This window comes from Vibrio agarivorans (assembly GCF_030409635.1).
Lineage (GTDB): Bacteria > Pseudomonadota > Gammaproteobacteria > Enterobacterales > Vibrionaceae > Vibrio > Vibrio agarivorans.
Genome location: NZ_JAUFQF010000001.1, coordinates 218,437 through 232,002, shown reverse-complemented (window position 1 = coordinate 232,002; position 13,566 = coordinate 218,437). Strand labels below are relative to the sequence as shown.

Annotated in this window: 9 protein-coding genes; 6 read left to right on the top strand and 3 right to left on the bottom strand. The window is 43.8% G+C overall.

What is annotated here, in order from left to right; genetic code table 11:
- Positions 1 to 28: 28 nt before the first annotated feature.
- The 4 genes from QWZ05_RS01000 to QWZ05_RS00985 all read left to right on the top strand — a co-directional run bounded on the left by QWZ05_RS01000 (position 29) and on the right by QWZ05_RS00985 (position 4,732).
- On the top strand, positions 29 to 1,138 hold the full coding sequence (locus QWZ05_RS01000; RefSeq protein WP_290296002.1) for an ABC transporter substrate-binding protein: 1,110 nt from the start codon (positions 29 to 31) through the stop codon (positions 1,136 to 1,138).
- Between the two features lie 273 nt (positions 1,139 to 1,411).
- A complete protein-coding gene (locus QWZ05_RS00995; protein ID WP_290296000.1) occupies positions 1,412 to 1,804 on the top strand; it encodes a hypothetical protein in 393 nt (130 codons plus the stop codon).
- 293 nt (positions 1,805 to 2,097) lie between these two features.
- Entirely contained in the window at positions 2,098 to 4,092 is a 1,995-nt protein-coding gene (locus QWZ05_RS00990; protein ID WP_264875730.1) for a metallophosphoesterase family protein, read from the top strand.
- A gap of 289 nt (positions 4,093 to 4,381) precedes the next feature.
- Positions 4,382 to 4,732 (top strand): hypothetical protein, encoded by a 351-nt coding sequence (locus tag QWZ05_RS00985; RefSeq protein ID WP_264875731.1) that lies wholly within the window; start codon positions 4,382 to 4,384, stop codon positions 4,730 to 4,732.
- 107 nt (positions 4,733 to 4,839) lie between these two features.
- On the opposite strand, the gene QWZ05_RS00980 is transcribed toward QWZ05_RS00985, so the two are convergent.
- Positions 4,840 to 5,778, bottom strand: a complete 939-nt coding sequence (locus QWZ05_RS00980) for a LysR substrate-binding domain-containing protein (RefSeq protein WP_264875732.1) — start codon at positions 5,776 to 5,778, stop codon at positions 4,840 to 4,842.
- Between the two features lie 125 nt (positions 5,779 to 5,903).
- Positions 5,904 to 7,286, bottom strand: coding sequence for an FAD-dependent oxidoreductase (locus QWZ05_RS00975; RefSeq protein ID WP_290295997.1), 1,383 nt, complete (start codon positions 7,284 to 7,286; stop codon positions 5,904 to 5,906).
- Between the two features lie 241 nt (positions 7,287 to 7,527).
- Here QWZ05_RS00975 and QWZ05_RS00970 point away from each other — a divergent pair, with 241 nt between their 5' ends.
- Together QWZ05_RS00970 and QWZ05_RS00965 are read left to right on the top strand one after the other, a co-directional pair.
- Positions 7,528 to 9,663 (top strand): hypothetical protein, encoded by a 2,136-nt coding sequence (locus tag QWZ05_RS00970; RefSeq protein WP_264875734.1) that lies wholly within the window; start codon positions 7,528 to 7,530, stop codon positions 9,661 to 9,663.
- 310 nt (positions 9,664 to 9,973) lie between these two features.
- Positions 9,974 to 10,132 (top strand): hypothetical protein, encoded by a 159-nt coding sequence (locus QWZ05_RS00965; protein ID WP_290295996.1) that lies wholly within the window; start codon positions 9,974 to 9,976, stop codon positions 10,130 to 10,132.
- 642 nt (positions 10,133 to 10,774) lie between these two features.
- On the opposite strand, the gene QWZ05_RS00960 is transcribed toward QWZ05_RS00965, so the two are convergent.
- Complete coding sequence (locus QWZ05_RS00960; RefSeq protein WP_290295995.1) at positions 10,775 to 13,249, bottom strand: hypothetical protein; 2,475 nt, start codon at positions 13,247 to 13,249, stop codon at positions 10,775 to 10,777.
- Positions 13,250 to 13,566: the final 317 nt, after the last annotated feature.

Here is a 13,566-nt window from a genome sequence, read left to right as displayed (position 1 = left end):
CATCTAAAACATTGAGAAAGAGAACACTATGAACAAATCCATTTCATTCTTAACGCTTGCTATCGGCTCTTCTAGCGCTTTTGCTAACGTGGCTCCGACAACACAAGCACAAGTCGCAGCACAAGGTAACTTGCAGTTAACCATTTCTGGCTATGAGTTTCCTCGTCTAAAGCCGATACTCAACGGGCAAGTTGACATTGAAGGTGTTGACCTAGATTACGTCAAAATGGGCATTGGTGAGATGAATAATGATGTTCTCAATGGCGAACAAACCCTTGATATTACGGAAATCGGTTTGCACCCATATATGCTTGCTTACGCAAACGAAGACTTTCGTGATTACACCTTGCTTCCAATCTATCCACTCCGTGTTTTCCGCCACAAAAGTATCTTCATCAATGAAGAATCTGGCATAGAAAAGCCTGAAGACTTAAAAGGAAAAACCATTGGCACTCCGGGTTATTCATCGACATCTCTCACTTGGATTCGTGGCATGCTGCAAGATGAATACGACATTACACCGCAAGATGTTAACTGGATTGCATCCGATGTAGACTCCTCTAAAGAGCTGACGGGTGCGGTTTCAGCGCAGGAAGCAATGATGCCAAACGGTGTCGTTATTCGCACGGGCACTCCTGGCAAAGACGAATCAGAACTTCTGGTCACGGGCGAAGTGGATGCCCTTTTCCATGCCGCTGAACCGAAAGCCTACGTGCAAAGGCACGAGAGCGTGGGTCGACTGTTTGAAGATTCTCGCACTGCAGAACAAACCTATTATGCCAAGACTGGCATTTTTCCAATTATGCATGCTGTCGCCATAAAAACTGAGTTGCTTGAGCAGCATCCGTGGCTTGCAGAGGCTGTTTTTGATGCCTATGTTGAAGCCAAAGACATTGCCTACGCTCAAATGAACAAGCTTGGTTGGGCTGCAGATATGATGCCTTGGTATGTGCAAGAGCTAGAAGCAACGCGTACCCTAATGGGAGATAACTTCTTTACCTACGGTCTTGATGAGAAAAACACAAAAACACTAGAAACGCTGTTCCGCTACTCTCACGAGCAAGGACTATCTGATTATCAGCTCAAGATTGAAGATACGTTTCATAAATCAGCTCTGGAGCTTGTTGAACAGAAATAGTTTCATATTTTAGGACAAGAGTTAGAGAAGACGAAAAAGCTGAGTTGCGCCAAACTGACTCAATATACACTTCTATTCATGATGACCCTGTCAGGGTCATCACAACAATTCTCACCAAGAATGAGGAAATCCCAGGCATTTTACAAACAGAGTTTGAACAGAGATCATGATTTGCCGCTAAAGCTATATGAAATCTAAGCTCGCCTTTTAAGTGTCATATTTGTGGAATAAACACGCTCTAACGTAGCACTTTATTTTATCTAGCTGTTCACTATGAAAACAAAACTCACCGCTTTTTGCTTTGCGCTAATCACCACTCAGGCGCTCGCTAATCCTAACCTGCCCTCTCCAGAGCAGATGATGTTCGATTTGACTGAAGAGGCAACCTGCATTGCTGCCTCACAATACTTAGAACTTGACCGCCAGCATGTTCACAGACAAAACTATGCCGAATTGGTGGAGGAATACGCAGTACCGGAAGAGGTGCAAGCTAACATCATTCAAATGACCCACCAGCAGTATATGCACTTTATCAAACGGGCTAACAAACGCTATGAGAAAAAGATACTCCCTTCGATGTTAGTTTCAGCCTATACGCATCGTTGTGAATTCATGAACGGTTTCGAAGCGCGAAAAGAGTTTAATAGCGAACCACCAACCATTTAAAAATACTTAATGTCACTTTTCATTAGCTCAGCTTCGGCTGAGCTTTTTTGTATCTATCGCAATCAAACTCGCCAATTTTCGTTTCCAACTAATTGTATTTGTCATGTAAGTGAAGCACGGCATGTTGGAGCAACTTCACATCTATACACGCCATGGTATACACCAAACAAAAGTGAAACATTAACTTCATAGTCGAGCCCTAGCCTGCCTTTCATCTAGACAACATTAGATATGTTAAACGACTCATTGAAGTCATATATGTTCATCTTCAATACAATAATTACGGTTTAATTATGAAAAGCAGTACTTTAAAGCGTTCGATGCTGGCACTAGGCATCTCAGCAATTCTTGCTGGCTGTAACAGCTCAAATTCTTCTGACGACAATACGGGTACACCACAGCCAGTAGGCTCACTAAAAGTTGGTTTACTCCCTGATACTCAAGGTGGTGGCTGGAATGTGGCAGTTCACCCGATGGAAGCCGTAATGGCTAAGCACCAAGAAGAGGGGGTCAACGTTGTTATCCCTGTGGGTGATCTTACGGACAATGGTTCTACTCATGAGTGGGAACAATGGGTAGGCGTGGCGCAGAAATATCGCGATGCAGGCATTGAATTCTTACCTGTAATGGGTAACCACGAGACAAGCTGGGCATACACGGTAGAGTGGATCGAAAACATGCGTCACTTCATTCCTGAAGACGCTAAACATATGCCTTCTGCTGAGTGGCTGAACTACTACATCGTTCGTGAAAATGTCCTGATGATCGGTCTCGCCTACTACAACCTCCCTATCGCTTTTGGTTGGATTCAAGAAGTATTAGCAGACGAAGAAGGCAACTTTGACCACGTTATCATTGCCAGTCACGATGGCCTTGTCGGTGCAAAATACGGTGAAACGCGTGAGCAAATTGTTGAAGGTGTCAAAGATGACAATCGTCTATTCGACATTCATAAAGAGATCCGTGAAACCTTCGCAGAGCACGATGTGATTTGGGTACAAGGCCATGAACACATGTATCAGCGCTCACAAATTCATGCGCGTACTTACGGCTCGAACGATCCAGGCGGTCGCAGCAATGTTGATACTCTTGCGTCTACACCAAGTGGCGGCAACTACCGTATGCCTTCTTACACACAAATCGTTAGTGGTAACGCTTCATACAAGGGTTATGAGTACCGCTACGGTGAGCGTGAACTGATCCAAGACGTGATTCATCATAAAATGGATACCATGAATGACGGTTCAGAGCACTATGATGCGAATGCCGCAATCTTGACGTTTGATAACCTCCGCGTTGACTACCATGCTTATTCTGCGCCGCACACCATCAAGCACAATGATGATGGCCCTAAAGAGCTAGCTGACCCACAATGGTCAATGATGGATACATTCAGTCGTACACTCGACCGCTGTGAAGCACTGATCTACCCTAACTCAATTCCTGAGGGTCAACGTCCTATTCTGAACCACATTGTTGAATATAAAACAGCAGCTTGTGTGGGTACAGATGGCTCTGAAGCTCAGTTAGTCGGTGGCACAAACAACACCTTCAACCGTGTTGATACTACCGAACGTTCATTGAGCTTCCATGAAGGCTTTAAGCGTGCTGAGACAATGAATGATTTGACGCGTCTTGCTTATCAGTTCCTATTTACTCAGAACAAAGCGTGGGATCCAAACCTGAATGCCGAAAACCGTATCGTCAATGGTGACCAAGAAACGGATGAAACTGGCGCGCTTAAAGGCAACATTGTTGTTCCTGCAACCACCATCGATATGAAAAAGCACGTCACACTAAGCTGGCTGCCTAAACAGCAAGCAACAGCTTCAGATGTCTTGATTGTTAGTGGTATGCAAGTCCATGGCGGTACCTATCAAAATGCCTACGGTGGCCTAAAAGACATCACTAAAGAGGAAGGCCTGCCTGGCTCTCAACCTGATGGCACAGCAAAAGCACCGCACACTCTCCTACCATCGACTGCAACTCAAGGTTGGGATGTAGAAGAGATTGTGGCTGACCAATATGGTGTGCAGTTCACCGCCGACAATGCCATCGATGCTGACTACGTGACACTTGGTCAGTACATAAATGGTGAATGGAACGCTATCGCACCTGAAAACTGTGTGCTTGATATGGCTTGGAATGAAGACTTTGCCAATGGCACAGCACCTGAGCGTGAAGCAGGCTGTGAAGCATACCCAGTCGTTGGTTACGACAGTAACTATGAAAACCGTTGGTGGCTTGTGGCTGACCGTGATGTAGAAATCGCGCTTATCAGCAAGTAATCAGCCTTCAAAAATACTTAGGCTCGTATATGAGCCTAAGTATTGAAATTTTAGCTATATGTCATTCGCGATTTCTATCGTGATGAATTGCTCCTACCTATCTTACTTAATCAAGTGTTAGCAATATTTGGCATCCTGAGCTTCATTTATCTGAATATCCCACATAACTCTAACTCTGGCATATTTATCGGTCATTTGGTGACATTTAATGCCTAGCCAACCGAGGCTAAGTAGCGAAATTCTTCCTATGATGTAGGATGTCGTTGCTACTCAGTTACTAAGGAACATTATGAAAACCAAGACCCTTCTGTTATCCGCTTTTTCTGCACTAGTTTTGAGTGCTTGTACATCTGCGCCACATGAGAGTGTTGAGCAAATTGATGTATTGTACCCAAGTACAGCTACCCTGTTTGACGTATCGCCTTCTGGTGAGCAGCTCGTTGCTGGTATGGCGATGACGCAGAAAGTAACCGATATTCGTCGCTCTGGTGATAAAGCATTGGTATGTATCGAAGATCGCTGCGCGTATTCAGTGACACTACCAAATGAAAAGTTCGAGTCGCTATTATCAGAAGGTCAGGTATTGCCTATGTCACGTGCTATTGTTGAGCTCGATGGTGTCGAACTCATTCACCAATAAACTCAAAACTTTGAAACGAGCCCAGTTGTCTTTTATATGACTTTAACAAGTAATAATGAGGTTTACTGGGCTTTCATAAACATGATTAAGAACAAAATCGACGCATTCTAATCTGACCCCGTTATTCCTAGCATCCCACAACGCCTCAACCAATCAACAAACAACTGGATCTTTGCCTCATTGTGATGGCTGATGTTCTTAATTAAGTAGTGCTGGCTTTGACTCGCCATTTTTCTCTCGTGCGCCAATACCAAAGCCCCTTGCTTAAGTGAGTCTTCCACTAGTACAGATTTGGCCAAGAGCATACCTAAGCCCTGAACTGCTGCTTCAACAGACAGCTGAGTACTATCAAACTGCATTTGAGGATCACAGAACAAAATACTGCTGTCGTGGAGACTGAACCAGTCTCTCCACCCCTCGCTATAACCCAGAGTGGCGATCTTGGGGAACTGTGCAATTTGCTCTATCGAGCCTGTAAAGTCGTAGCGACACATAAATTCTGGACTCGCTACGACACACCACTCTTCCGAATCCCCTAGCGGCTCATAGTCGCTGCCATGCCAGTTGCCATAACCATTGACAATTTCAAGGTCAACGGCATTGTTATTACTTGGATAAAGGTTGGTTGTAGAATAAAACTGAATCGAAATATCTGGATGTGCTCGGTGAAAATCGGCCAACCTTGGCAATAACCAAGTATGACAAAAACTCTGTGCCACCCGAATTGTTAGTGTTTGGCGCTTCTTTCTGCCAAATAGATGATCCGTTCCCTGAGAAAGGTTATCGAACATGTCCGTCAACAGGGGCAAATAGTTATTGGCTTGCTCAGTAAGCTCCAATTTGGTTCCCACACGCTCAAACAGCTTAGCGTCGAGGTAGCTCTCTAATAGTTTGATCTGCTGGCTGACTGCAGCGCGACTGACATTCAACTCTGAAGCTGCTTCTGAAAAACTTTCATGACGCGCAGCCGACTCAAATGCCCTTAAAGCCTTAAACGGTGGGAGTCGTCGCGAGTTATGTGGACTAGGCGGTTTATTCAGCTTCATTCGTATTCTTCTAGTTTCGATAAGTGACAACGTTTTATTCGGCTTGTGTTAAACAACAATGAACAAAGGCCAAAATCTTGACCTTTGTTCCCTTAATTACATACGCAGATCAACTTAACGCATAGTTAAGCTTTGTCAGCTTTACCTGCTGGACCTGCGAGTTTGGCTAACCATTTGTCAATCAAGTTTGGTTGCTTCTCGTCTTGCTCGGCATTTTCTTTTCTTCGCACGGCATTGCGCACTACCATCGCTCCGACCCATCGAAATGGCTCTGGCGGGAAATAGCCTCTTGGCCCTTTCGCCAACCCACTTTGGGTGTATTCGTTATCTTCTTCTAACACTAAGCTCGTTAGAACCTTAGCGCCGATTCGAGTTTGTGCGACACCATTTCCTGAATAGCCCAAACCATAAACAATGTGTGAATGACCACGCAGATGACCAAAAAACGGTAAACCCGTAACGGAGCGATCTGAACCACCCGACCAAGAATACTCAATATCCTTCTCAGAGGTATGAGGGAATAGCCAACAAAAGCTTTTCTTCAACAGTTCAATGTAAGGTGTTCCTGACTGAAACATTTGATCGACTCTGTTACCAAAAGAGAAACGATTCCCGCCTTTACCGAGCATGATACGACCATCTGCGGTATCTCGGTAATAGTGTACGAAAATACGCGAATCTACCACGGTTGCCCCTTTTTCTGGGCGTTTCTGCATTTGCTTGCTCAGCACCATGTCTGATGACACCACCACAATTGAGCGCTTAAACTCCTTAAATTGATCAATCATCCAAGCATTGGTTGCCATGATCACTTTCTTGGCCTCAATCACACCATTTGTGGTGACTAACTTGGCAGGTGTCGTCTCCTCGAGCCTCTCCATTGCCGTCTTTTCGTATACTTCTACGCCTAGTTCTATCGCTACCCTTTTCAACCCAAACGCCAATTTCGCTGGCTGAACACTGCCTGCTGCCGGTGAATAAAGAGCTTGCTGATGAACCGAAGATCCCGTTTTCTCTGCTATCGTATTGGCATCGACATCACTCCAACTGTTGATTCCTTGCTTTTCCAGCTCGTCCACTACAGGGGTCATCGAGCCGTGCTGAGCACTGTTGGTTGAGGTGTAGTAAGTACCCTTAGTAAACAGCTCCGCATCAATTTTATGCTCGTCACAGAACGTCTGAATTTCGCTAATCACCTGCTCCGATTCTTGCACTAACCATCTTGCCTCTTTTTCCCCGTAGAGCTTTTTCAACGTTGGGTATTTGGTTGCCCACGTCAGCAGACACCCACCATTAAACCCCGACGCCCCAGAGCCACAAATATCACGCTCAATAACCGCAACACGAAGATTCGGCTGCTTTTGCTTTAGTAAAATTGCGCTCCATAAACCGGTATAGCCACCACCAACAATCGCTACATCGACTTTTTTATCTTGCTCAAGAGATGTAACCACTTGCTCATCACTTTCTAACGCATTGTTGATCCAATAACTGTACTTGTCTGACATCGTCATAATTCCTGTGAACATTGATGAGTCATAGAGTAATCATGAACCTCGAAAACTTTGCGTTAGATATTCTTTACGAGCCATCTACAAAAACTTACCTGTAAAGCGTTACCGTCATTTTGGTTAGATCACAAGCAATAATCCTTGCCTTAATGGGTTAGAAAACCTATCCAGCAGTGAAACAAACTTGAAATGCCACATACCTAACCTAACCCCATCAACTAACGATGGAGTTAACCTAATGATTAAATTAACGAAATGTGCAAGTGGCGTCGCAGCCATATTAGCTTTAGCAGGCTGTAATAGCTCTTCAGATGGCGAAGTGACACCAGACCCAATCAAAGAACGAAAGTCTCTTTTGGTGATGATCGATGGGACTCGTTATGAAGCCTTACTCAATGCCAACACACCGAACCTAGACAAACTGGCAATACAGCAGGCGTATACCGGAGGTATCTCAGGCACTCTATCACAATCAGGTACCAGCACTGTTGAGGGTGAATCGACGCTTTGGACAGGCAGTTGGCATACTATCCAAAAGTCAGGTGAAGACGGCTTTAAAACAGTTTGGGAGCATATCAAAGCCGAGAAGGAGGACTTTCAAATCGGCCTCTACCCAAACTGGCCAATCTTTGACTACGTAAACTTCAACCTTAGTGAAATTGAACACAAGAAAGCGTTTCGCACAGGTACAGATCGCGCTGCAGAACATGAAAACAGCGCTGTTGTTGCAGAGAAAATCCTGTCAGGCGATTACGATTCACTGTTTACAACGATTGATATGGTAGATTACTCAGGGCACTGTAACTATGGCAACAGTGGTGGCGCATGGTCAGATGATTACGTTAAAACCATCGAAGAAGCCGATGCTATCTTTGGCTACATGTTAGATGCAGTTGAGCAACGTGAAGCCGAGTTTGATGAAGAGTGGCTTGTCATGGTGGCACCTGACCATGGTTTTAACCGCCAAAAAGACAATGGCTCGGTCGATTGCGCCCACGGCTCACAAGATATCGATGCTAAAAAGATCTGGGTGGCATCAAGTCATGAAGAGCTGTTAAATGAACAGTTTACTTCTCCATTGCACGCGGTGGGTAACCGTGACAAAGATGGAATATACCGCTATGTTGCTCAAACCGATGTAACTCCAACCATGCTGACATGGCACAGTGTTGAAATTCAACCTGAATGGGAAATCGAAGGTACACCATTAATTGGTGAGATTGGGGTTAGAGGTCTTTTTGTGGAAACATCGCAAGAATCGAATCAAATTGAGCTTCAGTTTACACCTTCAAACAACCTTCCAGTTCAAGTTTTAGTGAATGGCGAAGAAGTTGAACAACTAACGGATACCGCTGAAGGTGAGCTTTACACGTTCACACCAAATTTAGACCACCTTGAGCCTGGTCACCACCAAATTGTTTTTACCCTCATCAATAATTCGATTCCAAAATCTATCTCAGCCTCTTTCTCAATCATTGAAGATGTCGATTACGATGACCTGCCGTTCAATACGATCACCGCGCTCTACGCGTTTGATGATGAGCTAACAGATAATGCAGTTTCTGGCGGTGAGAACCTGAAAACGACTGGTACTCCCGAAATCTCTAATGGACCGGGTAAGTATGGTCAGTCTTTATACCACGTACGTAACTTCAACAATGATCTGTTACTTGAAGATACTGTGACCAATACCGATAAATTTACCCTATCCCTTTGGTTTGTAGGCGACGGTACTTCCTATGATCCAGCAGTAATCACCAACAAACGTTGGGCATCGTCAGCTAACGGTATGATCCTAGCTCAACTTAACGACAGCCTGAAGCTGCAAGTTGGTGTTGATGGCGAAGGCAGCTGCTGTTTCGTGCAACTCCCTTATACACCAACCACAAATAGCGATGAGCTTAAATGGAACTTATTAGTTGCAAGCGTAGATAAAACGCTTCCATGGTCTAATGGTGAAGGCTTTGGTGTTATGACCTTTGGTGTTTACGATGCTAATGGTGACCTACACTATGGCAGCGTTGACCTCACCGGCTCTCGCACTGACACCATTCATACGGGCCTGCCATGGCTAATCAACAACGACCACGCACAAAGTCATAATAACGGGCACGCAGCCTTACTTGATGAGCTAGTTATCTGGCAAGGCAGCACGTTTAATCCAGGTGAAGTAATCGCCCTCGGTAAAGCTGAAAACTCGATTATCGATAAGTTAACCTCTGCAACCACCTTTACCGCTGCAAGTCTAGAAGCTGAGATGAACATTCCTTATATCGGCGGAAAACCGAATATGACGGAATCGGAATTAAAAGCTGAAGCCTTCTGGCAAAGACGTCGCCAAATGGAAGAGCTAAAAGCAGAGTTAGGTATGTAAACTCTAGGTTTTAGTAACTCAACAGCAACCTACGACTTTGTTTGTTAGATTGCTGTTTTTGCTTCTATTAAGTGAAACAAACCAAGCTTATGTGAAGCTTCGCGATCGTTTTACTAAGTAACTCTTGAGACGCTTTGGATAAATCGCATTGTCAATACATACGAGTCATCACCGAGGCAGACAGCAATGAACTTCAATCGTTTAAACATAGAACCTTAACCAATCCTCTTATCTGTATCATGCTCTATGCTTATAACAGCCAAAATATGCACTTAGATTTATTCTTCTTGAGCAGTTAATGGAGGGAAGCATGCCTGAAGTCGAAATCAAACTAGAAAGACCACGAGTCGAAATGCTGTTTGTTCGTTATCAAGAGCTGATTGGTAAAGACTATGAGGGGTATCGAAACCACGTCTATCGAACCATCACTTATGCGATGTACTTTCTTGGTAACGCAGAAGAGTCTTAGCAAATTGTCGAAACTGCGTTTGTCTATCATGATATTGGGCTGTGGACAGACAATGAGCTTGCCTATCTTGAGCCATCAGAAGCAGTAGCGCTCGCTGACAATGAGTCGTTTAACTGGGGACTTGATCCTGAGTTATTGCGTGGTGAAATACATTGGCATCACAAAATCACTCCCTACAAAGGTCCAAACGCTAAGGTGATTGAAGCGTGCCGAAAAGCTGACTGGATTGACGCTTCGAAAGGGATGGTTCGAAAGGGGTTGAGTAAAGAGACGATACAAAAGGTGGAAGCGGCCTTCCCAAATAATGGCTTCCACAGCACCTTATTGCGTCTTGCTAAAGACTATGGAGGGTCGACTCTCGTTGGTGGACTAAACGTAACTAAGGGAATTGTAAAGTGGTAACACGAAGTTATGCCGTATGAACATATCCCCATTTTATAGCCTAACTCTATCCTCTATGATGGTACCTATTGCAATCGAAGGCACTTCCCAGTCAACTGGTTGTAATAGAAATACCTTTTTATATAATCTGTCTATGTAACGTACCGCCCTTCGATTTAAGGGCGGTTTTTTTCTGTGTGCTTTTCACTAGATAAAAAAGGTCAGGATGAAATTAGTCCATTTTACTCTGATCCTATAACGTTAATTACTTGTCACATCATAAGGTAACCATACGTCTGTGATATCAATGAAGTAGGTATTCCAAACTTCGGTAAATACACCCTCTTCATAGTCATAGACGATCACAGCCGCACCATACACCTCGTCACCAGTAAATTTATGATAGGCAGCTATAATGCGGGTAAAGTCTCCATTAGTGAGTACCAAATGGCCATCGCTGTTGATAGACCATGAGTAATCTCTGAACTCTTCCTCATCCGCACTCCAGTTGATACGCTCGGCATAACCACCTTCATACAGATCCCAGAACCGCACTTCAGTCCCACTATTTTTTCTTCTAGCAATGAGAATGTCATTAAGATCATCGTAGCTAAAGGCTTGCGTCCCACCACATGACTCTAGATGAGATTTAAACGCCGCTTCTGTCGCATCATCACCCTGAAGTGATATTTCACAGCTCTCAAACGACTCTAGGTTTCTTGCACCTCTTAATGCCTCATTAATTACTCTTAACCAAATCGCTTGTTCATCGAGTTGTTCTTCGAGCAGTCCATCTACCAACGTCGGTAAGTCATCGATATATGGGCCCCAATATTCAGCGTAGGAATAAGACTCTCCATCAATGTTCGTGGTGTACTTTTGTCCAGCACCGTCAAAGGTGAAGTCATAACCTTCCACTTCAAAATGCTGCCACTCAACCAAAGTTCGAGAATCTGAATCAGAATACATCGTCGTTAGCTCATCCCAACGGTTGAATGCATATCCCTCATCCGAGCCTTCTGTTTGCTTCAGTCCAGTCTCATCATTGAGGATAAACTTAGTGCCAGCACTCGTGTATACCTCATTGCCATCTTCATCCGGATAATCAGTTAAAGTCCACTCTTGCCAATAGTTTAGAGTATAGCCCTCATAATAATCACCCCAAATAGCTTGAGCCCATGAGCTTGAATCAATATCTAACTCGCTGTCATATTCATTGATAACAATCTGATTAAAAGAACCATCGGCCTCCCAATCATGTGAGATCACCTCTTTCTCAGAGCCATCATAATAATCCCATGATTGGTATACCTGACGGTAGGTCGGATACTCAAAAGGATCGGACATGGCTAAGTCATACTCTGTAAATTCTCGAGTATAAAACTCATATTCAGAAGTAACGCCCATTGTCTCAGTCATGCGTTGCAAGACATCAACACCCGATAAATCATCGTCATCAATAGCAGCCATTAATTCATCAACCGTGTCATAGTCAAGTTGGCGCCCACTCGATTCACTCCAAGTCGCATATTCACCTGCAGCTGAATACGGGTCGTCCTCATCGATATAACGTGTAAACGAGTAAGTTTCTACACCGTCCTCAATACTGCCCACTCCTACTTCGTACAAAAACGAAGTAAAGTTAAGTGTTCCGTCACGGTTTAAGTCAGATTCATAATGAATCGTAGCGGTGAACGCCCCCGTGCTTGTATCTTCAACACCATTTTCTCGCAAAAGGCTGTATAGTGTTGCCGTGCCTTGAACATCACGATATTGATCTTCTTCGGTTTCAAAACTAATCGACGTACCCGAGGTGATTTCCTTATCGAATCCCGCATAATCCACGGTAATCGAGGATGTTGTATTGTCTGGAGTAAATGTATCAGTACCGGAAAATGATGAATAAGTGACTGTGGAACCCTCTGGATATTCAGCGACAATCTGCTGTACAACGATTTCATCTTGCTTTTTGCTTTCGACTACAGTGGTTGCTAGCGAAACCAAATTATTAGTCAACGTATGGTTGGCATCAATGAAGTCACCTTCGAGGAGTGCAGCAATCTCATCATCACTAAGACTATCGTCTTCCAACTCAAGCTCTGATTTCAATGTTTCAATACGCTCCGTCACTGCCTTATCCACTAAAGCGGAAATTTGTGCGATAAGATCTGACAGATCATCACTATCAAGATTGTCTCCAACAAACCCATCTAACGTCTCCTCAATTTCCTCATAGATTTGAGTTGTAAATGGGTTAATCACTTGCCCTTCAAGATCTCCGCTTATCAGTTGATCTAAAGAGTCTTGATCTAAAGGAGGCATACTTAAGGTAATTGAATGTTCTGTTTGGTCGGCCGTAAAAAGAGGAGCTAACTCACCATCTTCAATCATTTGTTGAAGAGCTTCTACTGATTCTGGCGTTGTAGTCCCAACATCAACAGATTCATTGGTTAGTTTCGCTAAAATGGGGAGGCCGACTAAACTGTTTGCCTGCTCTTCTGTGAGTTCTAGATTGTATTCTCCGTTGTGGTCAGTAAAAGCTTGAGGGTCAGAATCGTCGAGGACTCCATTTCGATTTGCATCGATCCACACTAGTGCATTGTAAATATATCCATCGATGACACTACCAGAAAGACTGAAAGTATCTACGTTGTTTGAAGACGTGCTTGAATCATCATCACATGCTGTGACGATCACTGACAATGACACTGCCAGTGCGACTTTTTTTATATCCATAGTTTCTGCCTTGACGTTATTAAGTATTATTTTGTTATTGACAGCAGACATCCAACAACAATGACAAAATATAGTTGCGCTAATACATTAGGTCTAAAATGCAGCCTTCTTAGCGTGACAAAAGTCTCAAAATCACAAATCTCAATTTTGAGGATCTATTACATTCAACAACTTAATCATTCTCAGATATTAGACATATTATCTTAAGGTCTAGTTTATGCATCACAATCACAGCATTCACCAGCCACAAAACAATAATAGCGTTAATAATCAGATTATTAAGTTAAATAAGGAAGGCTTCCACAATTACCACATAA

Excerpts from the sequence above, each read along its gene's own strand:
- QWZ05_RS00990 (WP_264875730.1), top strand. The coding sequence starts at position 2,098 with ATGAAAAGCAGTACTTTAAAGCGTTCGATGCTGGCACTAGGCATCTCA.
- QWZ05_RS01000 (WP_290296002.1), top strand. The coding sequence starts at position 29 with ATGAACAAATCCATTTCATTCTTAACGCTTGCTATCGGCTCTTCTAGC.
- QWZ05_RS00980 (WP_264875732.1), bottom strand. The coding sequence starts at position 5,778 with ATGAAGCTGAATAAACCGCCTAGTCCACATAACTCGCGACGACTCCCA.
- QWZ05_RS00995 (WP_290296000.1), top strand. The coding sequence starts at position 1,412 with ATGAAAACAAAACTCACCGCTTTTTGCTTTGCGCTAATCACCACTCAG.
- QWZ05_RS00965 (WP_290295996.1), top strand. The coding sequence starts at position 9,974 with ATGCCTGAAGTCGAAATCAAACTAGAAAGACCACGAGTCGAAATGCTG.
- QWZ05_RS00975 (WP_290295997.1), bottom strand. The coding sequence starts at position 7,286 with ATGTCAGACAAGTACAGTTATTGGATCAACAATGCGTTAGAAAGTGAT.
- QWZ05_RS00985 (WP_264875731.1), top strand. The coding sequence starts at position 4,382 with ATGAAAACCAAGACCCTTCTGTTATCCGCTTTTTCTGCACTAGTTTTG.
- QWZ05_RS00960 (WP_290295995.1), bottom strand. The coding sequence starts at position 13,249 with ATGGATATAAAAAAAGTCGCACTGGCAGTGTCATTGTCAGTGATCGTC.
- QWZ05_RS00970 (WP_264875734.1), top strand. The coding sequence starts at position 7,528 with ATGATTAAATTAACGAAATGTGCAAGTGGCGTCGCAGCCATATTAGCT.